22 protein-coding genes are annotated in these 22,224 nt (G+C 54.0%); 10 read left to right on the top strand and 12 right to left on the bottom strand.

Annotated features, from left to right (window positions below):
- The first annotated feature begins 6 nt into the window (after nt 1-6).
- Together ACZ1HF_RS02450 and ACZ1HF_RS02445 are read left to right on the top strand one after the other, a co-directional pair.
- Nucleotides 7-429, top strand: a complete 423-nt coding sequence (locus ACZ1HF_RS02450) for an HIT family protein (RefSeq protein ID WP_472656019.1) — start codon at nt 7-9, stop codon at nt 427-429.
- A gap of 246 nt (nt 430-675) precedes the next feature.
- On the top strand, nt 676-1,890 hold the full coding sequence (locus ACZ1HF_RS02445) for an aminopeptidase P family protein (protein WP_472656018.1): 1,215 nt from the start codon (nt 676-678) through the stop codon (nt 1,888-1,890).
- A 166-nt stretch (nt 1,891-2,056) separates the two neighbouring features.
- On the opposite strand, the gene ACZ1HF_RS02440 is transcribed toward ACZ1HF_RS02445, so the two are convergent.
- A complete protein-coding gene (locus tag ACZ1HF_RS02440; RefSeq protein ID WP_472656017.1) occupies nt 2,057-2,635 on the bottom strand; it encodes a biotin transporter BioY in 579 nt (192 codons plus the stop codon).
- Nucleotides 2,636-2,744: 109 nt separating this feature from the next.
- Between ACZ1HF_RS02440 and ACZ1HF_RS02435 the strand changes: the two genes are divergently transcribed.
- Complete coding sequence (locus ACZ1HF_RS02435) at nt 2,745-3,407, top strand: SDR family NAD(P)-dependent oxidoreductase (protein ID WP_472656016.1); 663 nt, start codon at nt 2,745-2,747, stop codon at nt 3,405-3,407.
- Between the two features lie 54 nt (nt 3,408-3,461).
- Nucleotides 3,462-4,313 (top strand): trypsin-like serine peptidase, encoded by an 852-nt coding sequence (locus tag ACZ1HF_RS02430; protein WP_472656015.1) that lies wholly within the window; start codon nt 3,462-3,464, stop codon nt 4,311-4,313.
- A gap of 25 nt (nt 4,314-4,338) precedes the next feature.
- Here ACZ1HF_RS02430 and ACZ1HF_RS02425 read toward each other — a convergent pair whose 3' ends face one another.
- Both ACZ1HF_RS02425 and ACZ1HF_RS02420 read right to left on the bottom strand, forming a co-directional pair.
- Complete coding sequence (locus tag ACZ1HF_RS02425) at nt 4,339-6,168, bottom strand: ABCB family ABC transporter ATP-binding protein/permease (protein ID WP_472656014.1); 1,830 nt, start codon at nt 6,166-6,168, stop codon at nt 4,339-4,341.
- A 34-nt stretch (nt 6,169-6,202) separates the two neighbouring features.
- Nucleotides 6,203-7,336, bottom strand: a complete 1,134-nt coding sequence (locus ACZ1HF_RS02420; RefSeq protein ID WP_472656013.1) for a LysM peptidoglycan-binding domain-containing protein — start codon at nt 7,334-7,336, stop codon at nt 6,203-6,205.
- A 105-nt stretch (nt 7,337-7,441) separates the two neighbouring features.
- On the opposite strand from ACZ1HF_RS02420, the gene ACZ1HF_RS02415 reads away from it, so the two are divergent.
- From ACZ1HF_RS02415 to ACZ1HF_RS02390, 6 genes are read left to right on the top strand one after another with little or no spacing between them, the layout of a single operon-like run.
- Nucleotides 7,442-8,005 carry an LOG family protein gene (locus ACZ1HF_RS02415; RefSeq protein ID WP_472656012.1) on the top strand — a complete coding sequence of 188 codons (564 nt, stop codon included), beginning with the start codon at nt 7,442-7,444 and terminating at the stop codon, nt 8,003-8,005.
- A 56-nt stretch (nt 8,006-8,061) separates the two neighbouring features.
- The gene (locus ACZ1HF_RS02410; protein WP_472656011.1) at nt 8,062-8,508 is read left to right on the top strand and encodes a hypothetical protein; all 447 of its coding nucleotides are present in this window, start codon (nt 8,062-8,064) and stop codon (nt 8,506-8,508) included.
- A gap of 11 nt (nt 8,509-8,519) precedes the next feature.
- Nucleotides 8,520-9,089, top strand: coding sequence for a hypothetical protein (locus ACZ1HF_RS02405; protein ID WP_472656010.1), 570 nt, complete (start codon nt 8,520-8,522; stop codon nt 9,087-9,089).
- The gene (locus tag ACZ1HF_RS02400; protein WP_472656009.1) at nt 9,086-9,646 is read left to right on the top strand and encodes an SCO family protein; all 561 of its coding nucleotides are present in this window, start codon (nt 9,086-9,088) and stop codon (nt 9,644-9,646) included. Before ACZ1HF_RS02405 ends, ACZ1HF_RS02400 begins: the two co-directional genes overlap by 4 nt.
- Nucleotides 9,646-10,116, top strand: a complete 471-nt coding sequence (locus ACZ1HF_RS02395) for a rhodanese-like domain-containing protein (protein WP_472656008.1) — start codon at nt 9,646-9,648, stop codon at nt 10,114-10,116. The genes ACZ1HF_RS02400 and ACZ1HF_RS02395 overlap by 1 nt, the downstream gene beginning before the upstream one ends.
- Before the next feature lie 6 nt (nt 10,117-10,122).
- The gene (locus tag ACZ1HF_RS02390; protein ID WP_472656007.1) at nt 10,123-10,944 is read left to right on the top strand and encodes a CE1 family esterase; all 822 of its coding nucleotides are present in this window, start codon (nt 10,123-10,125) and stop codon (nt 10,942-10,944) included.
- 2 nt (nt 10,945-10,946) lie between these two features.
- Here the strand turns inward: ACZ1HF_RS02390 and mdoH are convergent, their stop codons facing one another.
- From mdoH to ACZ1HF_RS02345, 9 genes are all read right to left on the bottom strand, one after another.
- The gene (mdoH, locus tag ACZ1HF_RS02385) at nt 10,947-12,845 is read right to left on the bottom strand and encodes a glucans biosynthesis glucosyltransferase MdoH (protein ID WP_472656006.1); all 1,899 of its coding nucleotides are present in this window, start codon (nt 12,843-12,845) and stop codon (nt 10,947-10,949) included.
- Entirely contained in the window at nt 12,842-14,365 is a 1,524-nt protein-coding gene (locus ACZ1HF_RS02380) for an OpgD/OpgG family glucan biosynthesis protein (RefSeq protein WP_472656005.1), read from the bottom strand. Before ACZ1HF_RS02380 ends, mdoH begins: the two co-directional genes overlap by 4 nt.
- On the bottom strand, nt 14,362-15,630 hold the full coding sequence (locus ACZ1HF_RS02375; protein ID WP_472656004.1) for an OpgC family protein: 1,269 nt from the start codon (nt 15,628-15,630) through the stop codon (nt 14,362-14,364). The genes ACZ1HF_RS02380 and ACZ1HF_RS02375 overlap by 4 nt, the downstream gene beginning before the upstream one ends.
- Nucleotides 15,631-15,653: 23 nt before the next feature.
- Complete coding sequence (locus ACZ1HF_RS02370) at nt 15,654-17,027, bottom strand: tetratricopeptide repeat protein (RefSeq protein ID WP_472656003.1); 1,374 nt, start codon at nt 17,025-17,027, stop codon at nt 15,654-15,656.
- Nucleotides 17,028-17,237: 210 nt separating this feature from the next.
- On the bottom strand, nt 17,238-18,461 hold the full coding sequence (locus tag ACZ1HF_RS02365) for a CaiB/BaiF CoA transferase family protein (protein WP_472658961.1): 1,224 nt from the start codon (nt 18,459-18,461) through the stop codon (nt 17,238-17,240).
- The gene (locus ACZ1HF_RS02360; protein WP_472656002.1) at nt 18,448-20,061 is read right to left on the bottom strand and encodes a thiamine pyrophosphate-binding protein; all 1,614 of its coding nucleotides are present in this window, start codon (nt 20,059-20,061) and stop codon (nt 18,448-18,450) included. Before ACZ1HF_RS02360 ends, ACZ1HF_RS02365 begins: the two co-directional genes overlap by 14 nt.
- Nucleotides 20,062-20,118: 57 nt before the next feature.
- Nucleotides 20,119-20,586 carry a DUF302 domain-containing protein gene (locus ACZ1HF_RS02355; protein ID WP_472656001.1) on the bottom strand — a complete coding sequence of 156 codons (468 nt, stop codon included), beginning with the start codon at nt 20,584-20,586 and terminating at the stop codon, nt 20,119-20,121.
- Between the two features lie 69 nt (nt 20,587-20,655).
- Entirely contained in the window at nt 20,656-21,480 is an 825-nt protein-coding gene (locus tag ACZ1HF_RS02350; RefSeq protein WP_472656000.1) for a metallophosphoesterase, read from the bottom strand.
- Nucleotides 21,481-21,601: 121 nt separating this feature from the next.
- Nucleotides 21,602-22,201 (bottom strand): superoxide dismutase, encoded by a 600-nt coding sequence (locus ACZ1HF_RS02345; RefSeq protein WP_472655999.1) that lies wholly within the window; start codon nt 22,199-22,201, stop codon nt 21,602-21,604.
- Nucleotides 22,202-22,224: the final 23 nt, after the last annotated feature.

The raw sequence follows: 22,224 nt of genomic DNA, 5'->3' as shown, positions 1-22,224 counted from the left end.
AACCCTATGTGCATATTTTGTTCGATTATCGCCAAAGAAAGCAGAGCTAGTTTTCTATACGAAGATGCAAAATGCCTTGCATTTATGAATATTCGACCAATTAACCCCGGCGAATTTATGGTTATACCAAGAGAACACATTGATCATTTCACAGATATTTCTAATGACTTAGCAGGTCATATTTTAAGCGTTGCGCAACGGTTCGGAAGAAACTTACTGCGCGAATTCAAACCTTTACGTATAGGATATGTCGTACATGGCTTTGGTGTTCCGCATGCGCATCTCAACGTCATTCCATTGCATGACAGCAGTGACATAATTTCTGCAAAACATGTCATTGTAACCGGTGATCAATTCAATATCTCGTCAGAAAAATTATCTACCCCCAAGCGCCAAGAACTTGATGATCATGCGAAAAGACTTTCGTAAAACTCTTCCGACTTAAAATCGAAGACTTTTCATCAACTTATGGAAAGCGAACGACCGCTTCGGAATTCTTGAATAAACAACACAATATTGTAAAACACTTTAGAGGGGTCGGCGATGGCGTCGCCAACATCACAGATGTGACTCCTTTTAACCTTCCTGAACGCCGGGACTTTTCTGTGCCGCTTCGCGGTTTGGGGAGGCCAGCTCGCCCAAACTGTCGCAGCTTCGAACCGAAGGAGCCAAGCGATGGTTAACTCACAAAACCGTCCAGAATTTTACCGTTTTCATCAAGGAGAAAAGATACTCCCCTTTGCAGATACCGAATATGACGCGCGCCTTGCCAAATTACGCGCGTTTATGTCGGATCAAGGCATCGATGCCTGCGTGTTCACTTCCATGCATTGCATCGCTTATTATAGCGGTTTTTTGTATTGCGCTTTTGGACGGCCCTACGCCCTTGTGGTGACAGCTTCCGAGAATGTGACCCTCAGTGCGGGAATAGACGCGGCACAGCCTTGGAGGCGGAGCTATGGTGACAACATTACCTACACCGATTGGCAGCGGAATAATTACTGGCGTGCCGTTCGTTCGGTTACGGGGACTGGGAAATCAATTGGTTTTGAGGCCGATCACTTGACGATGGCACAAAAGAAATTGCTCGAAGAATTTTTGCTTCCAAAGACCACTGCTGACGTGGCCGCGGCCTGTATGCGGCAAAGAATGCATAAATCGGTAGCCGAGATAGAGTTGATAAAAGCAGGCGCCAAAGTAGCGGATGTCGGTGGCTACGCTGTAAAAGATGCCGTAAAGGCTGGCGTGCGCGAGGTCGATGTGGCGATGGCAGGCCGCGATGCGATGGAACTTGAGATCGCACGACGGTTCCCCGACGCAGAATACCGTGACACCTGGGTTTGGTTTCAATCTGGAATTAACACCGATGGGGCGCATAATCCTGTCACGAGCCGTCGGCTGGAGGTTGGTGATATTCTAAGCTTAAACAGCTTCCCGATGATCAATGGCTATTACACGGCTCTGGAACGGACAATGTTCGTTGAAACGGTTGATCCAGAGAGCCTAAAGATTTGGGAAGCGAATGTCGCGGCCCATGAGTATGGGATGAGCCTTCTCAAACACGGCGCAAGCTGTGCCGAAGTCACCGAACATATCAACACTTTCTTCGCCGAGCGGGACTTGCTTCAGTATCGCACATTTGGATATGGGCATTCATTTGGAATTCTCTCGCATTATTATGGCCGCGAAGCCGGGCTGGAGCTGCGCGAAGATATCAACACAATTCTGGAGCCCGGGATGGTCATATCCATGGAGCCAATGCTCACAATCGCGGACGGAAAACCTGGAGCAGGCGGATACCGCGAACATGATATTCTTGTGATCACTGAAGACGGGAACGAGAACATTACTGGATATCCGTATGGACCGGAATTCAATGTGATTGCTTGATGATTAAGCTTAATGCACCAGCATCCGCAAGCGGGTGTTGGCGCATTTACAGAGAAATCTCACTCCGCCCCACGCAGCAGCCTTCATAGCCCAAGTCGCAAAAAAGCCGCCCCGAAATGTCGAGGCGGCGTTATTCTTTGTTTTCTAGAGCGCATCAGCGCGCCAGTTATGCCTTGCGCGATACGACCTTCAGAGCGCCTGAAACCAGCAGCGTAGAAATCACGATCTTGACCGCATCCCCCAACAGGAAGGGGCTGACCCACCCGGCCCAGATTTTCGCAGCAGAGGTTCCGACCCATCCGGCTTCAACACCAAACGCACCTGCAACAGCCATGGGCCATGACACGCCAATCGCATAAAGCAGAACAGACCCAACCAGTGCCGCAGCAATCATTGTGGCAATAGAACGCCCGGCCGCCAGCCCGGCGACATAAGCCAGCGCAACAAACCCCAGAAGAAAGCCAGCCGTTGGTCCGGCCATGTAAGCCAAACCCGCCCCGCCATTTGCAAACACAGGCAGACCCGCTGCCCCTTCAGCCAGATAGGTCAGCACAGTCACCGCCCCCAATCGCGCCCCGAAGCTGAGACCAACAATCAGAATGGCCAGTGTCTGTAGCGTCAGCGGCACCGGAAAGAACGGCACAGAAACCTGTGCTGCCAATGCGATGAAAAGCGTGCCGCCCAACACCAAAGCAATCTTTTTGATAAGCGTGTCAGAGCCGAATGCGGCTTGTGAAAGTGTCATGGGAACCCCCTTGGACCATTATTTCCTTGAACCCGTTTTTCGCGTTGGACGACGGAAAGTCAAGCGATCCGCTCTTGATAAGCCTGCGCAGGGGTGAGAAACCGGGCCTATGACAAAAACAGAGCAGAAAATCGCCCTTGTCACGGGGGCCTCGCGCGGGCTTGGAAGTGCTATTGCAGAACTGTTGGCGCAACGTGATTTCCATATAATCGCCCTTGCCCGCACTGTTGGTGGGTTAGAAGAACTGGACGACCGCATTCAGGCCGCTGGTGGTCATGCGACCCTTGCGCCGGTTGATTTAACCCAAGAGGACGCGCTGCGTCAGATTTGCCGGGGCATTCATGATCGCTGGGGCAAGGTGGACCTTTTGGTCCATGCAGCCATTCATGCCCCGCCCTTGGCACCTGTTGCACATATTGATGAGCGCGACCTTGACAAAACACTGGCGACTAATGTCCGCGCCACAGCACGGGTGATCGCAAATATGGAACCTCTTTTGAAGGCAGCCGATGCGGGACAGGCTGTCTTTTTCAATGATCCGGCGAAAGCAGACAAATTTCATGGCGCTTATGGTTTGAGCAAAGCGGCACAGTTACGTCTGGTCCGTACTTGGCAGAATGAAGCGACAAAGACCGGACCAAAAGTTCATATTCTCACCCCAAACCCCATGGCGACAGCCACACGGGCGCGGTTTTATCCCGGCGAAGACAGACATATGCTCGCCAAACCCATCGCAGAGGCAGAGCGCTTGCTCGCCGATCTATTGAAATGAAAATATACATTTTTTGTCTAAAGATTGCCCCATTCCTTTGGCACAAAAACCTTTATGTTTAGGAAACTTGTTCTCTGCCTCCTGTTAGGCCTTGCGGGCACGGTCCATGCAAAGGACACCAGTCCGCACCAGAAACTTGAAACCGCCGCGCAGGCGCGTGAATGGCAAGCCGTGGGGCGTCTGCAATTGGGCAATTCCGGTTTTTGTACCGGCGCTTTGATTAGTCCGCGTCTGGTGCTGACCGCCGCACACTGCGTATATGTGCCCGGCACCAGCAGGTTGAGAAAAGCCAGCTCGATTGTGTTTGAGGCAGGTCTGCGCAATGGTAAGGCCGCTGCCAAGCGGCGCGCACGGCGTCATGTGGTTCATGAGGATTTTGTGAACAACGTCCCATCCACACTTGATCGCATTGCGGCGGATGTTGCGGTTATTGAGCTCGACTCCCCGATTATTGATGCAAGTATCACCCCCTTTGAGCGGCACTATAAACCCCGACCCAATGACAAGGTGATGGTTGTGTCCTATGCGCGTGGACGCGAAAGGACGCTAGCACTGGAAGACGGGTGCGAGATGATCAGAGCCCTTGAAGAGGTGCTGTTTTACACATGCGATGTGGATTTCGGCTCGTCCGGTTCCCCGGTATTCGTCATGACCGACGCCGGGCCAAAGATTGCCTCGGTGATCTCCTCACTCAGCAAGCGCAACAACGAAAAACTGGCCCTTGGCATGTCACTGGATCCGGCGGTGGATATTCTGATCCAGCGCCTTGCCATCACCAATCCGGAATCACTTTTCGTTAAGGCACCTGCCGCTGAAACATCGCTTAAGCGTGAACATCGGAGCATAGGCGAACAGCTTGGGCGCGTATCAGAAACCAAAAGCAAATTGCCGCAAATCACACGGTAGAGCTATCTGCAAAAAGGCACTGTCCCTAAGCTGCCTCTTCTGCTTCTTCTGCTGCTTGACGATACCACATGGACGCATAACGCCCTTCTTTCGCCAACAGCGTTTCATGCGTGCCTTGCTCAACGATCACACCGTTTTCCAGCACGACAATCAGATCAGCATCGGCGATAGTGGACAGACGATGTGCGATGCTGATTACGGATCGCCCCTGCCCCATTTCGCTTAGGCTGTCCTGAATATCGCGCTCTGTCTCGGAATCCAGCGCCGATGTCGCCTCATCCAACAACAGGATCGGAGGGTTTTTCAGCAAGGTACGCGCAATACCCACCCGTTGCTTCTCGCCCCCGGACAGCTTGAGCCCGCGTTCGCCTACCGTGGTTTCATACCCGTCAGGTAGATCAAGAACGAAGTCATGGATTTTCGCAGCTTTCGCGGCCTCTTCAATCTCGGCGCGGGACGCTTCGGGACGGCCATAGGCGATATTGTAAAGGATCGTGTCGTTGAACAGCACGGTATCCTGCGGCACCACCCCGATCTGAGCATGTAAACTGTCCTGCGTTATGTCGCGCACATCCTGCCCATCAATCAGCAGCGCGCCATCATTTACATCATAGAACCGGAACAACAACCGCCCGATGGTTGACTTACCGGACCCAGATGGCCCGACGATGGCAATGTTTTCGCCTGCGCCAACGGTCAGGCTGACACCTTTCAGGATTGGGCGGGCAGCTTCATACCCAAAGAAAATATCGCGCAGCTCAACCCTGCCGCCCCCCACCTGCAAAGGCTTTGCATCGGGCTTGTCCTTCACCTCGGCGGGTTGATCCAGCAGGTCAAACATCTCGCCCATATCAACCAGTGCCTGTCTTATCTCGCGATAGACCGTGCCCAGAAAGTTCAGAGGCATGGTGATCTGGATCATATAAGCATTTACCATCACAAAATCGCCGACGGTCAGAACACCATTATTCACCCCAACGGCGGCCATCACCATAACAGCGACAAGCCCCCCGGTAATCAGTACGGATTGGCCAAAATTGAGGAATGCCAGCGAATAGGACGTCTTCAATGCAGCTTTCTCATAGCCGGCCATAGCCACGTCATACCGCGCTGCCTCTCGCGTTTCGGCACCAAAATATTTGACTGTTTCAAAGTTCAGAAGACTATCAATAGCTTTCTGGTTCGCGTCTGTGTCCTGATCGTTCATCTCTTTGCGGATTTTGACGCGCCATTCGGTCACGGCAAAAGTGAACCAGGTATATAGTGCGATAGTGCCAACGACGACGACCAGATACCAGATGTCAAAAACCAGCGCGAGGATCACCGCGATCATCAGAAGTTCCAGCACAAGCGGCCCGATCGAGAACAGAAGGAACCGCAACAGGAACTCAACGCCCTTCACACCCCGCTCAATAATGCGCGACAGCCCCCCGGTTTTGCGGGTGATGTGGTAGCGCATGGACAGGCGGTGAATATGGGTAAAAGTTTCCAGGGCCAACTGCCGCAGCGCCCGCTGCCCGACCTTGGCAAAAACCGCATCACGCAGTTGCTGGAACCCCACGGTCATCAACCGCGCCATGCCATATGCCACTGTTAGCCCGACGGCCCCAAAGCCCAGCATCCACGCCGCAGGCAACTGCTGATCAGACAGCATATCGACGGCAGCTTTGTACAGAAACGGGGTACCCACGGCGATCAACTTGGACACGATCAGCATCACAAGTGCCAGCACAACACGGCGTTTCACCCAAGCCTGACCATCCGGCCACATATAAGGAGCCACACGCCGCACAGTACGCCAGCCGCTTTGTCGTAGGTCAGAATTCAGGCGTGCATCGGACACAGGTGTTGGCATGGGGGCTTCTTGCTAGGCTAATGAAGTTCCTAACCTAAGTCGCCACACCCGATTTGACCAGAGAGGATACTGATCTGTTGTCAGCCCCCGGCACTTCAAAGACCTGTCCGGGATAAATCAGATTAGGGTCACGGATCAGGTCACGATTGGCGTCATAAACCCGCACATATTGGTCGCCGCTGCCGAATTGTTCTTCGGCAATTGCCCACAAAGTGAAGCCCGGCTGAACAATAATGGCACTGACGGCGTCTGCTGCAAGGTCCGCCTCTTCCCGTTGAAACGGCGTTTCAACGCGGGACGAAACCGAACCGTCTGCTGCGATCTCATCGACCCGCAGGCGATAAACGCCTGCATCGATCTCGGGCAAAGGGGCAGCCCATGTTCCATCTCCGGAAATCTCTACGTTCTGGATCGGGCGTTCGTTAAGGTAGACGCGCGCATACCCATCAGCAACCCCACGGCCCGCCAGGGCAACCTCGCCTTCGGTGTCATAAGTGATTGTATCAATCACGATATTGCTCACCACACTGGGGCTTTCGCCTTCGGATTGGGGCGCGGTCGGTTGCGGGGCAGGTTGCAGGACCCTCACACCAGTCTCATCAGCCAAAACCACAGGCGGTTTATCCGCGCGCGTTACAAGCGCAGGGGCTTGCTCAGTCTCTGTTTTGACAACAACCGGAACGGTCGGAGGTAACAATACCGTACCACTGCTGCGAAGACGTTGCCCATCTGCCAGTACAGCCTCGGCGATCATTTTCCTGGCCTCTGGCGACGGGTCAAGTTTAACAAAAGCCACAAAACTTCCGGAGACATCGGTTGTCGCCGTGCCAACGATTTCGGTTTCGACCATAATTTCAATGTCGGCATTCGGTTCGCTCTTGCCGGCAATAACGGTTGTACCGTCAGGTTCGACCCGGACCAGATCAAAGACTGGGGCTTTACCGGGCGCGACATCGGGCTCGGCCTCAGGCGCCGGTTTGGCTTCGTCAGCGACCGGATCAGACAGGTCAGGTGCAACCACATCTGTCTGTGCAACCTCTTGCGGCACCTCAAGCGTGACTTGCGGGGGGCGAAAAAAGACCATCACACCAAGCAACAGAACCACAGCTGTCGCCGCGCCTGCGATTATTTTTACGTTGTTCGATCCCAAACCTGCCCCGTTTGCCATCGTATGTCCTTCCAAGACGCCAGCGTCTTTTTAGAATAGCTGGCTTGTATGCCCCCGAAATGGTTAATAACACATTCTCATTCATCGCCAAACCCGGAGCGCCCAATGCACCACAAGTTGAAATCCGTCTGTGTCTATTGTGGCTCTCGCTTTGGCAATGATCCGGCCTATCGAGAGGAAGCCACCGCACTGGGTCAGGCACTTGCAACCCATGAATGGCGTTTGGTTTATGGCGCAGGCGACGTGGGGTTAATGGGTGAAGTCGCACGCGCCACGCAATCTGCGGGCGGCCAAACATTTGGCGTCATACCAGTGCATTTGTTCGACCGCGAGGTCGGCAAACGGGATCTGTCGACCTTCGTTGTCACCGAAAACATGCATGAACGTAAGAAAGTCATGTACATGAACTCTGACGTGATTGTTGTGCTGCCGGGCGGGGCCGGGTCGCTGGACGAATTCTTTGAGGTCCTGACATGGCGCCAGCTTGGATTGCACACAAAACCGATTTTCGTGTTGAATACGAACGGCTATTGGGACGCGCTGATCGCACTTATGGATCAGATCATTGCGCAGGGCTTCGCAGAGGCCAGTCTCAAAGAATACTTTGAGCCTTGTGGAACTGTGGCTGACCTCACCGACCGATTAAAAACCACCCTGACCCAGATGTGATGACGAGATCGCGCAAGCCTTTGTTATGGTGAGATGGAATCACAAGGGGGATAGATATGCGTATAACCTCGGCCCTGATGGCCCTTTGTCTGGCGACACCCGCCATGGCCGCAGAGGGGGAACGAATTCAAGTTACTGGCGAGATCATTGACACGTGGTGCTATTTCTCCGGCGTTATGGGCGGGCCCGACGCAGTTGTTGGCACGGCGCATCACACCTGCGCACTATGGTGTTCTGCTGGCGGTATTCCTGTAGGCCTGCTGGGCGATGATGGTGAGGTATATATGGTCCTCAAAATCGAAGGTGACGATGCCAATGCAGGCGGAGACACAGCGCTTAATCTCGCAAGTCACGAAATTACGGCGGATGGAATGCTCTATAAGCGGGATGGGTTGAATTATCTGGTGGTCGAAAAAGTGGTGACAGATAACGGTATCACAAACCTGAACCACGAAGATTATGGCGTGGTTCCCGGCTTCGCTATTCCCAAACCCAAGAACTGAGGTGGCCTGATATGAAACGATTGATAGCACTTGCCGCCCTGATCGCCAGCCCTGTCGCAGCACAGGATTTCTCGGAAGGATCGGCAGCAAAAAGCTGGAACCTTTACGCGGAACAACCGGCGACCTTTAACGCAACAGTTGTCGATATAACTTGCGAAATCACAGGCGATTGCGCCGAAAACTGCGGCAATGGCGACCGTCAACTTGGCCTGTTACGTGCCGCTGACGGCGTGCTGGTCTTTCCTAACAAGAACAACCAGACGTCTTTTAACGGTGCTGCCGTCGACCTGTTGCCCTTCTGCGGCAAGGAGGTCGAGGTCGATGGGCTGCTGATCGAAGATGAGGACATCAAGGGCGCAAAGAACATCTATCTGGTGCAGACAATCCGGGAAGCAGGCACTGACGACTGGACCAAAGCCAACCAATGGACCAAAGCATGGGAAGCCAAAAACCCCGACGCGACCGGCAAAGGCCCCTGGTTTCGCCGCGACCCGCGTGTCAACGCAAAGATTGCCGAAAACGGCCACCTTGGTCTGGGTCTTGAGATAGACGAAGCGTTCAAGAAAGAGCTGTTTGAATGAGAGCGCTCGCGCTGATATTTGGCTTGACCGCCACACCGCTAGCTGCACAGGACATTCCCCTGCCCTTCGATCTGGGCGGGGAGTACGAGTTGTTGAACCAGACCGGCACTGTGCACACGCAAGCGGACCCGGAGGGTAAACATCAGCTTTTATTCTTTGGATATGCCAATTGCCTGCAAATCTGCTCGGCGGCATTGCCGCTTATGGCTGAAGTGGTGAATTCCGTACAGGATGACGGCATCGACTTGCGCCCTGTGATGATCACAGTCGACCCGGACCGTGACACGGTTGAAAAGATCGGCCCGGCACTGGAACAGCATCACCCGGATTTCATTGGTTTGACTGGTACAGAAGATGCGTTGCAGGTGGCCTATGACGCGTTCTCTGTCGAGAAAGAAGAAATCTTCTTTGATCCTGAATATGGGCCGATTTATTCCCATGGAAGCTTTATCTACCTACTTGATGGTGACGGAAAGTTTCTGACCTTGATCCCACCGATTGTAGCGCCTGAAGCGGCTGCAGGTATCGTGGCGAAATACACGAAAGAGACAGGTTGATGCGCAAAACCCTGCCTCGCCGCGCCCTTCTGGGGGGCGGCATTTTGATTGTCGGCGGCGCTGCTGTTTATGCGGCTGGCGGGCGGAACCTGTTTTATTCCCTGATCACTGAAGATGCACCCGGCGAGAAGATTGCAGCGCCCAGAGCCCATGAATTAGCTAACTCAGGCAAGATTACCTTGGTCGATATTCGCCGCCCTGATGAATGGGCCAGAACGGGGTCTGGCGAAGGGGCCTTACGTCTGGATATGCGGCGCGAGGATTTTGTCGACGCGCTACTGGCAACCACTGGTGGGGATAAATCCAAACCCGTAGCGCTGATCTGCGCGCGCGGGGTTCGCTCGGCCCGGCTGAATAACAAGCTTATCGAAGCCGGATTTACCAATATTATCGATGTTCCCGAAGGGATGCTTAGCTCTGGCGCGGGGCCCGGTTGGATCAAACGCGGCCTGCCCCTGAACAAGAGTTAAGCTGCGATGAAATCACTTTTATCGGGCCTTGTAGCCACATTGTGTGCCACAACAGCGCATGCCGGATGTATGGAAGCCAAGGCCCCCTGCGAAGTCCCTATGGGTAGCTACCATTTGGCCTTGCCAGCGGATGCAACAGAAGGCGCTAAGCTACCAGCTTTGGTGTTTTTGCATGGCGCAGGCGGGTCCGGCAAAGGTGCGATGCGCATGAAAACCGCGCTGGAGCGGGGCTATGCCGTGATCGGGCCGAACGGGTTAAAACGCGACGGATCGCGCTTTGGGCCCGGTTGGTCCTTTCACCCCGACCGCCCTAAAACACGCGATGAACTGGCATTCCTGCGCGAAGTGATGGACGATGCAACGGACAAGTACGGCATCGATCGCGAAAATATCCTGCTTGCAGGCTTTTCGATCGGCGGCTCCATGGTCAGCTATCTTGCCTGCGATGCCCCTGATTTGGCACGCGCCTATGCGCCGGTGGCTGGTGGGTTTTGGCGACCTCATCCCGCGCTTGACGGCTGTCAGGGACCGGTGGATCTTCTGCACACGCATGGCTGGCGCGACAAAACAGTACCGCTGGAAGGGCGACCTTTAGGGGGCGGGCGTATTTATCAGGGGGATGTCTTCGTGGCCCTTCAAATCTGGCGTGAGGTCAACAACTGCGACGGGATGCGCGCCGACACGTTCGATACGGATGGTGCATTCTGGCGGCGCAAGTGGGACAGTTGCAAAAACGGCTCGCTTGAATTTGCTTTGCATCAGGGCGCGCATGGTATCCCGAAAGGGTGGGCTGACATGACGCTGGATTGGTTCGAAGCGCTAGATTGAGCTTATTCTGCCGCGATACGGTCGCTGTCTTCTAATACTGCTTTCAGTTTCAGGCGTTCTCGGCGCGCCGAGCGAATGATATGAGGCGCGTTGAATACATCCTTCGTTCCCAGTTGACGGCCCAGCCAGTTGAACCGGGTCAGGCGCAGTCCGCTGACTGCGGACAAAAGCACTGCAAACCCAAGGCTAAGCGCGATGGGCAAAAGCCACAGCGAGACCAACCCGTGCCACATCCCAACCAGTAGCGCGATGCCGAACACGGTTTCAAAGACATGGAATTTCAACATAGTCAGAAGGCTATACTTCCCCCCTGCCCGCGCTTGCGGTTTCCAAGTTTCCCGATATCCAACAAATGTGCGCAACACAGCTATGGATTGTTGAACCATCATGATTGGCGCATAGGCAATGGACGCGATGATCTCGGTCAACAGTGACAACAGAAATTGCCCTAAACCGCCGACGTCTCGCAGTCGGACCCCCGCATGGGAAATCGCACTGGCGCCCAGAAATTTTGGGGCAAGCAACATGCCATACATGAAAACAAGGATTAACAAGTTGTTCATATGGCTCATTTCGGGCCATGCAACCTGCGGGTTCGCGCCAGAGAAATAGCGGATCACATTGACCTCTTCCCCTTTGCCGATCAGCGCCCAGATCGACAGCAAAAACAGCCAGGCAGGTGACAGAAGGTAGCCCATAGCCCCATGGAACATATGAAAGCGGCTGACCGCGTGGAAACCTTTGGAGCCAAGTATATTGAGGTGTTGCAGATTACCCTGACACCAGCGACGGTCCCGAAGAACATAGTCAATCAGGGTCGCAGGCACCTCTTCATAGCTGCCTTTGATACGCGGCATGAAGCGCACGGCCCAGCCTGCGCGGCGCAGCAAGCCTGCCTCGACAAAATCATGGCTCAGGATCAACGCACCTTTGGAGCGCAAAGTATTCAGACGCGGCAACCCCGCGCTGGCGGCAAAAGCGCTGGTGCGTATGATCGCGTTGTGACCCCAGTAATTGCCCTCACGGTCAGACCATTTCGCCAACCCTTCGGCAAGCGCGGCCCCGTAAACGGTACTGGCAAATTGCTGAACGCGACCAAACAGCGTTTCAGCCCCGAAAAGTTGAGGAAAAGATTGGATCAAGCCGGCCGAGGGGTCAGAGGACAGTTCATCAGTCAGGTCGATAATGGCTTTGCCGCTCATCAGACTATCGGCATCCAGCACCAACATAGCCTCATAGGCACCGCCCCAACGCTCAACCCAATCTGCCAGATTGCCAACCTTTCGGTCCGTATTGTCCGGTCTGCGGCGGTAATATAACTTGACTGTTTCAGGCAGTCGCGCGCGCAAAGTGGCAAAGGCGCGTAATTCCTGCTCAGCGATGATCTCATCGCGTGTATCGCTGAGAATAAACAGCGTATAGTCATGCGACGTGTTAGACACCGTCAGCGCATTAAGCATGGCGCAAGCATTGCCAAAAACATCTGCTGGCACCTCGTTATACACCGGCACCAACAACGCAACGCCCATCGGCCTAATTTGCTTCACAGGTTTGGGTGTCTTGTTCAACCGCTCACGCAGCATATTGAGGATGCCAACCGTTACAGTGCTGACTGACAGTGAAATCCAGAAGAAAGTTACGGCAATCAGACCGATTAACAAGGCTTCAAAACCGCTGAGCCCGCCCATTGCGAACCAGTCCGTGAAGGCTGCGATTAACGCAAAGGTAGTCAGGAACGCAGGCAGAAAAGTCGCCAGACGCCACAAAAACGCGTTCGAGCGTGCAGGGACAGACGGCCCTTCACCCACATCGTTTGCAGCATTCAAATCCTGAATCGGGCGCATGAGCGGATGCTCAGGTGGCATCATCGGAGCCGCAGTTATGGACACAATCCGGTTCATGCAGTCCACCTATAAAGAAACACTTCTGTCAAAGACGATCCGTCACGCTTCAGCTGGGCACGAAATTCTGCCGTTGTCGCATCTCCAGGCTCGAAGCTAAACGCAAGTCGCACGCCACCGGTTCCCGGATTGCGCTCTAAAACCCCCTCGGACACAGTACCACGATTGCTGCTTACGAAGCGCTTGATATCACTCAGATCGCCCTCAAATGCAGGATGATCGGCAAAATCGATGGCAACGACAGTTTTGACCTGATCAAATCCCTTACCGATCCGTGTGTTGATAATCGAAGCCACATTACGCGGCCGCGCAAAGTCCTGTCCCCACAACATTTTGTAACCAAAACTGTGTTCCGTCCCTTGCGCTATAGCTTCGCGTGGACGCCAATAGGCAACGATATTGTCGTAGATTTCCCGGTCAGCAGGAATTTCCACCAACGTCACAGCACCTTTGCCCCAATCTTCGTTTGGCTTGATCCATAAAGATGGGCGGTTGTGATAATCCGCCTCAAAATCCGCATAATCTTCGGGTTCGCGCGAGCGCTGCATCAGGCCAAAGCCACGGGGGTTTTCATCCACGAAGTTACTGACCTGAAGCGTTTTCGGATTTGCCAGAGGGCGCCACAACAATTCACCATTGCCGTTATGGACAAGCAGTCCTTCGCTATCATGAACTGCCGGGCGAAAATCATCGAAACGGTTACGGTTGGTCTGATCAAACAGAAACATTGATGTCAGCGCGGCAAGGCCCACATGGCTAAGCTCTTCGCGCGCGAAAATCGTTGCGGTTACATCGCATTCCGTTGGCGCACCGGGTGAGATGTCAAAGCTGTAAAGCCCTGTCACACTGGGGCCATCCAGAAGCGCGTGGACAACTATATTATGGTCCCCATGCTCAGGCGTTTCGATCCAGAAATGGGTAAAGTCGGGAAATTCTTCGCCATCAGGATCGGCTGTCTTTACAGCAATACCACGTGCAGACAGCCCGTAATTCTGTGTTGCGCCCAGCGACCGGAAGTAACTGGCCCCCTGAAAAACAAAGAATTCATTAAACTGGTTAGGCTTGGTCAGAGGATTGCGCAGACGAAAGCCGGAATAGCCCAACGTGCTTTCAATGGGCAGTTCAACGTCAGAGTCTGATTTATCAAACAGATTGATATCGAAACCAAGCGTCTTTGCGATACCGTTTTCCACCACGGCAATTTGCACAGGCCGCGTGTAATACAAACCCGGATGAAAGAAATCCATATGAAACGGTAAATCGGTGTCGGTCCATATACCTTTACTGACATTGAACCGGATAGCACGGTATTGATCATAGGTCAGATCGCGCCATGCGTCCGGCACTTCAGCCATAGGCACATAAGGTTCTGCTGCTTTCCGGCGAGCCAAGTCTTTCAAACCGTCAAGGGAAAAAGGCGCTTCGGCTTTGATCAATGCATGCGTTGTCTCGGTCGCCCAGGCAGGCGATGCTGTCAAAGCAGCAATAGAGCCGATAAAACTACGTCTTGAAAAATTCATTTCGCCGCTTTCACTCGCCAAGGCTGGCCTTTAACCCAAGCTACGAAATAAGCGACCAAAATCATTAATGTAATCCCCACAAGGTTTACGAGGACTGCTGTCAGCGCTTCTCTGCCAAACTGGTCGAACATAAAGCCCATTATCCGCGCAAAAACCATCGAAAAAACGAAAATTGCCAAGGATTGCTGGCCAACCTTCCTGATAACCGCCACCGTTTTTGCCCAGATTTTTGAGGCGGCTTCCGAATTATCGGCAATCAGGTGCCGGCCACCTTGGCCTGCAATAACCCAGCCCAAATATCCAAGCGCTAGGAAATGCACATATCGCAGGATGCCAAAATCCGTTTTGGTAATCAGTTCACGATTTTCTTTACGCCAGTCCTGAGCCCAGTCAAATCCGAATTCGCGTATGCCAATCCCAGACACCGGAATTATTGCAAATACGATAAACGCAGCAAAAGCAATCATCACCATATTGACCGGCGGCGCGGGTATCCAGCCGCGCATGAATGCAAAGCCGGTAAAAAATATCAATTGCCAGCCGAAGGGGTTAAAGAACCACTCCCGGTCAGACCACGGCTCGGCAGGCAAGCTGAGTGCCCAATCCTCTGCCCCAAACCATGCAAAGATACCATCCTGCGCGCAGAGCCACAGGGTCACGACAACCACAGCCGTTAACCAGAGGTTGACACGGCTCAACAGTATAACGACCGGCATCATCAACAAAATACCCATGTACATAGGCAAAATATCGAAATAATTAGGCACATAGGTCAGTGTGAAAAGCCCAACCAGATTATCGGCAGTGCTCGCCACGACCTCTTCTTTGATAATCTTACCCTCAAAGAACGGCATAAGATTCAATGTTCTAATATATTCCTTCTCGAAGATCATGAAGCTGTCGAGAAACGCCATCAACATGGCAATCGAGAAGAACATACACAGATGGGTCCAGTAGATTTGCCAAATTCGGTAAATCACTCGGGCCGTTCCTATTCCCCAGCCCATCCGGTCAAATGTACGCCCAAATGCTATGGCCGATGCCATGCCAGAACAGAATACAAAAATCTCTGTCGCGTCCGAAAAGCCCCAACGCCCGGGAATCCAACTGGCGAAAGCATTACCAGGTGTGTGGGAAATCATGATGATAAACATCGCAATGCCACGGTAGAAATCCAGCCGCGGATCACGCATACTCGCAGCAACAGCAGGAGCCGCAGCGGAGGCTGGAACCTGTGACGTAGAGGATGCGGTGAGCATAGCCATTTCTGAGCGCCAGTTGTGGTGTCTTATTCCGCGGGCATGCGGGTTGCACGACCCGATGCATGGCGACCTTCTTCAATCAAAGCCATGCGAACTGCGGCGTAGCCATCATCACTGCCAGCGCGTTTGGAACGACGTTCCTTCAGGATTGCTTCGGCTTCATCCAGGAAACCCGCGCGGATACCGCTGTCGATGGTCAAACGCTCAAACACATCGCGCTGCGCGTGGCTGCCGCCAGCGTTTTGCATGGTTTGCCGGGCGCGGGCGAGATTGAGGAAGGCGGTTTTGAAATCTGCCTCACCGAAAGCTTCCAAACCCGCTGCGGCGCTGAGGCCAGGATTGGCCATCAAACGATTCATTTCGGATTTGTTTGATTTTGCGTCACGGTGCATCCGCCCCATCAGCTTGGTAATGGCAGCATCACGATGCCCGCCGACAAGCGCCAGCATGTAATGCAGGTCCGCAAAAATCAGGCAGCCATCTTCTGTGCGGGTCGCTGACAAGTCCGCCAGTTCTTCCCAGCGATCACCAACATCCACGCCGTCCAACTCAAGCCGGCTCAGCAGCGATGTCGCATTCGAAATATCACGGTAATCATCGGTTTTATCAGCACGAATTTGTTCGTCATAAAGCGACATGACCACGTCATGTTGACCCAGATCAAGATGCATCAGCGCCTTGTGCCACCAGACGTGATAGCGAAAATTGTTGCAATGCGCCCAAGCCGCTTCACGCCCGGTCAACCATTCCAGACCACCCTTGGCGTTGCATGTCATGTCATAAACATGAGCTACCGCATGCAGGCCCCAAGCATCATCCGGACTGATGGCCAGCCCCATGCGCCCAACGGTTTCAGCGCGAGCGTATTCGCCGGTCTCTTCCAAAGAAAAAGCGTGGCATCCCATAAGATAGCCACGCCCTGCATGATCGGGATGATATGCTCCCATCACCGCTTCGATAGACTTGCGCATACCTTTGCCGTCGCCCAGAATAAATCGGATCGCATGGCTCAGCTTCATAGCAAGCGTGTCTGTCGGGTGAACGGCAAGGATCGCTTCTAACTGCGCGATAGCCTTGGATGGGCTACCCGCCATCCAGACCTTGAGAGCATCGATAAACCCACGTTCGCGCGCTGTGATTTGCGTCTGCATTGCGGACGCTTCTGCAAGCCCCAAAGCTTCACGTGCTGTTTCAATCAGCTCACTACGGCCAAGCAACAGATAGAACATACCCTTAACAGCTTGCCCCAACGCAAAATCGGGCTCGCGTGTCAGAACATCACCAAGATGTTTAGGTGTCTCAGCCCCATGGGCCATGAACGCCAAAAGCGTAGCATTCCAGCTGGCAAGTGTTTCACGCGACTTCAGCGTTGTGTCTTGCCCAAATACATCTTCATACATGCGACTGTCCGATCCTAATAACTCGCAGATTTATCCAATACCGGGATAACGCATAGATAATATCCGTAAACGCCTGCCGGACAGGAATAACGGATATGTGAGAGGAAACAAGCAAACGGTGAACTCCCTTACAAAAATGCACCGTTTTTGGGCGGAAATCTGCCTTCCTTGAAAGACTGCGCCAGCGGATATTTCACACTCCGCTCAATTTCAGGTCATCTCGCCCAAACCCTTGTCGTCTTTCAGACTTTCCACAACAATTTCCGTATCTTCGCCGAAGCGGGGCGGCGGGCGACGATACGTGATCGGCGTCGCAGACAACTGTAGTGGGTTTCCGATCAACCTGACGGCCCCGTCCGCAACATCCTGGCGCGGCATTTCGACAACCATATTATGCGCTTGCGCCTGATCTGACGAGAAAACCTGATCAAGCGTTTGGACAGGACCAACCGGAACTTTCTGCGCCTCCAGCCCGGCAATGATGTCCTGCACACTGCGTCGCGCCAGAAGCGGTTGTAGCGCTGCAATCAACGCCTCACGATTATCCAGCCGGGCGGGGTTGGTGGCAAAGCGCATATCCTGCGATAGCTCAGGCGCACCTAGCCACGTGCAGAACCTCTGGAATTGACTATCATTGCCCACGGCAATGATCACATGACCGTCCAAGCCTGCAAAAACCTGATATGGCACAATGGTCGGATGCCCATTCCCGCGCCGCTTGGGCAGATCCCCCGTGGTCAGATGACTGACCCCTTCATTGATGAGCCAGGCAATCTGGCTGTCCACAAGGGCCACATCGATATGCTGCCCTTCCCCGGTGCGGTCGCGGTGGCGCAGGGCGGCCAGAATGCCAACCGTGGCGTACATTCCGCACATCACATCTGCGATGCCAACACCCACTTTCATCGGCTGGCCGTCTGGCTCGCCTGTCAAAGACATCATGCCGCCATAGCCCTGCGCCATCAGATCATAGCCGGGCTTTGCGGCATTTGGCCCGGTCTGTCCAAAGCCCGAGATCGAGCAATAGATCAGATCCGGCTGCGCCTTCAGCATTGTCGCATGATCCAGGCCATATTTTTCCAGCCCGCCCGGTTTGAAATTCTCAACGATCACATCTGCGGTTGCAGCAATGGCCTTGATAATCTGCTGACCCTCATCGGTTGCAATATCCACCGCGACAGACAATTTGTTGCGATTGGCGCACATGAAATAGGCAGATAAATCCGTCGGCTGCCCGTCCGGCCCCTTAACAAACGGAGGCCCCCAACTGCGCGTATCGTCCCCACCTGTCTTGGGGTTCTCGATCTTGATGACTTTTGCGCCAAGATCACCCAAAAGCTGTGTGCAGGTCGGGCCCGCAAGAATGCGCGTCAGGTCCAGAACCACAAGACCATCAAGCGCACCTGCCCTGTCCTGCCCCTTAGATCCGGCCATCATAATCCTTTCGGTCGATCACGGCACCAATGACCGTGAAAGTATCGGCTACTATTGCGCCTTCCAACGCCGCCCGCAATTCGGCTCGGTTTGTGACGGTATGACCATGCCCCCCAAAAGCACGTCCAATGGCCGCAAAATCATGCTGACCAAAATCCACGCCCTCATTTTTCATCTGCCGCTGTCGTTGTTTCAATTCGATCAAAGCAAGGCTGGCATCTACAAACACAACGAAAATTGTATTCAACCCATGTTCCGCCGCCGTAGATAATTCGCCAGCGACCATCAGCATACCAGCATCACCTGAAAAACTGACGACTGTGCGCGAGGGCGCGACATATTTCGCCCCCATCGCCAGCGGCACAGCGCATCCCATCGTACAAAGGCCCGATGATTGCAACAAGGTCCGGGGTTGGGTGCAAGTCCACATTTGCGACAAAAGGATACGATGCGCACCGGAATCCACGGTGGCAATAGTATCTGTCGGCAGCACATCGCGGCATTCAGCGATAACCCCTGCTGGCCCCCAGTCATCCTTGCTGGAAAACGCCTCTGAGAGAGCAATCTTCAGCTGTGCGATTTCGTCTCTGGACCGCGCGGCAAGAGGCGTAACACCTTCGCTCAAAACCTCAAGCGCAGCACCCGTATCAGCTATGAAACTCAGACCAGCCTGATGCATGTAATGATGGTTTGGCGATGCGGTGATATCGATCATGCGGGTTGTGGTGGGGTCCCAGACCTCGCGCCAACCGGGGCGCATTTCGATCGGATCATACCCAACGCCGATAATAAGATCACTGTCCTGCACGAACGGCAGCAAGTGCTTGTCGGCCAAAGGCGACAAGCCCGCCCCGCCAAGGGACAAGGGATCATCCTCGGGGATGATACCTTTGGCTTTATACGTCGTGATAACAGGCGCCCCGAATTTTCGCGAAAATTCGACCACCGCCTTTGCAGAGCCGTCTTTCACCACATCAAGACCCGCGATGATCACAAGGCGCTTCGCTTGCGACAGCCATGTGCGCGCGGTTTCAAGGTCTTCGCCCACAGGTGCCACTTTCGAAGGCGCCGCGTGGCGGCGCAGCTTCGGTGCTGCAATTGCATCCGCAACCGAGATCGGGACGTCGATATGCACCGGACCACTGCGCCCTTCGGTTGCGATACCGACAGCTTTGTCGGCAATTGTGTCGGCCCCATTCGCTGTCAGGGTAAATGTAGCTTTGGTGATCGGCTCAAAAACTGCGCGGTGGTCCAGCACCTGATGAGTGTAAGTCAGGGCTTCGTCCGGGTCGACGCAGCCAGTCAGCACGATCAGCGGCACGCGGTCCTGTTCTGCATTTGCGACGACATTGACGCCATTCATCGCCCCCGGACCAACGGTTGCCACCATGATCCCCGGAGCCCCGTTCACATGATGCGCCCCTTCTGCCATAAAGCCCGCAGCGTTCTCGTGCTTGCAGAGGACGAATTCAATGCCTGCCTTTTGAAGCGCATCAACGATCGTCAAAACCTCGCCACCCGGCATACCGAATGCGTGGCGGCACCCGGCCTCGTATAAACGTCGCGCCAGCAAGTCAGCGGCCCGCAAACTGTCACTCATAATCATTGCCCTCAGAAATTTTCGCGCGACCCTAGCGCCGTCACGCTGGAATGTCGATCAACCCGCAGCAGCCTCGGCAATAGTTGCAAAAATCGCGTCAAGCTCACCCGCTGCGATACCCAGATCAGCTCCTGCGTCTTCCATGTAAGGTGTAAAAACATGGGTCGGCGTTTTGTAGGATAACGTTGCGGTGCCATCATCATTTTCGGTCACATACATCCTGATAGGCGCCTCAATCATCGCGGCAGTACTTAAATTCAAGATGCGCACAGCATAGACATTGTTGAACACGCCAATCACCCGATTACCGGGAATAGTGATACCCCGCGATTTGGCTGCACCCGTTGGGCCCGCTTGCGTGACAACGCCCATCTTGTTGGCGGTCACGGCCGCTTTGACATCATCAACAAGCTGCGCATAAGGCTTTTCCGTTGGGATCACGACCCACCCATCGCGCGCCGATAAAGAACCCGCCGAGGCAAACCCGCAGCACAGCAAAAAAATCAAAGACAAAATAACACGCATCGAAAATCCTTTCCTCAGTCTTCGTTCTCATATCAGATGAAAACCGCGCGACCATTCACAAGTTCGAAATCACGTCCTGTCAGCACCTTGCAGCTCAATCAGGACAATCTCGGGAATTACGCCAAACCGTAATGGCGCTTGGGAACACCCCAAGCCCCCTGAGACGATCAGATTGCGCGTCCCATCCACAATATGCCCATAGGCGTAGCGGCTGCCATATTTGGAGGGAACAACCGGAGTTCTCCCAAAAATACTGATCTGGCCACCATGAGTGTGGCCCGCAACGGTCAGGCCGATATGATCAGGCACCTGCGGGAAAATGTCAGGTTCATGCACTGTAAGGATGGTAAAGGCCTCCCTTGGGATGGGGGCCAATGTCTTATCCAGATCATCGATCCCGATATGCGCGTTCCTGGGACGCCAGAAAGCGGTCTGGCAGCCAAGCCCGGCCAACCACAAGTCTTGCGCCAATTCCAGCGCTTCGTTTTCAAGGGTGCGGATACCACGCTGCGCCAATTGCTGCGCAGTATTGCATGGCCCGGCATTGCGCGCCTGCGCGGCGGGGTCATCCCACCAATCGTGATTGCCCAGAACGGCATACACCCCCATAGATGCACGCAAATCGGCAAGGGCATGGGTGATCTGTTCCAATGGGATCGGGATCTGGAAGCGGCGATGCTCTGCCGCAAGATCACCGGGGATCAGGATCACATCGGCGTTAAGGTCATTCGTGCGCGCCACGATCCGTTCAACCCGCGACAAAGGCATAAACGGCAGACCTGCATGCAGGTCCGAGACGACCGCAATACGTAAACCTGTCTTAAGTTTTGGCGACGCAAGTGTGTAGCGCGTGACGACCTCTTCCGTGTAAGGTCTGATCCAGTAGCCTCGCATTTCTATTTCGCCTGTTGTGTGATGGGCATCATTGTGTCACGGCCCAAATTCCAGTGCCAAAATATGAAAAGCCCCGCACCGGGGTGCAGAGCTTTATTGGGTTCTTTGGTCTCTTGTTATCTTACATCCGCGAAGCGACGTTTTCCCAATTGACCAGATTATCAAGGAAGTTCGTCAAATAAGCAGGCCGTTTGTTGCGGAAGTCAATGTAATAGCTGTGCTCCCAGACATCGCAGCCCAAAAGTGCGGTTTGACCAAAGCAGAGCGGGTTTACCCCGTTCTCGGTCTTGGTCACTTTCAGACCGCCATCCTTGTCCTTTACCAGCCAGCACCAGCCGGACCCGAACTGCCCCGCACCTGCTGCGGAAAACTCTTCACGGAACTTGTCCACTGAGCCGAAACTGTCTTTGATCGCGGCCTCCAGTTCGGACGGCATCGCAGGTTTACCCGGACCCATCATTTCCCAGAACTGGTTATGGTTCCAAAGCTGAGAGATATTGTTGAATATTCCACTCTGCGCCACTGCATTTGCGTCATAAGTGCCGACAATGATCTCTTCCAAGGATTTTCCGTCCCATTGCGTACCTTCAATCGCCTTGTTGCCGTTGGTGACATAGGCATTGTGGTGCAGATCATGGTGATATTCGAGCGTTTCCTTTGACATGCCGTTATCAGCCAGCGCGTCATGTGCATAAGGAAGTGATGGAAGTTCAAAAGCCATTTGGGCCCCCTGTTCTGGTGCTG

Source organism: Litoreibacter sp. GN1-5 (genome assembly GCF_055693805.1).
This window is presented reverse-complemented; position numbering and strand designations above follow the sequence as displayed.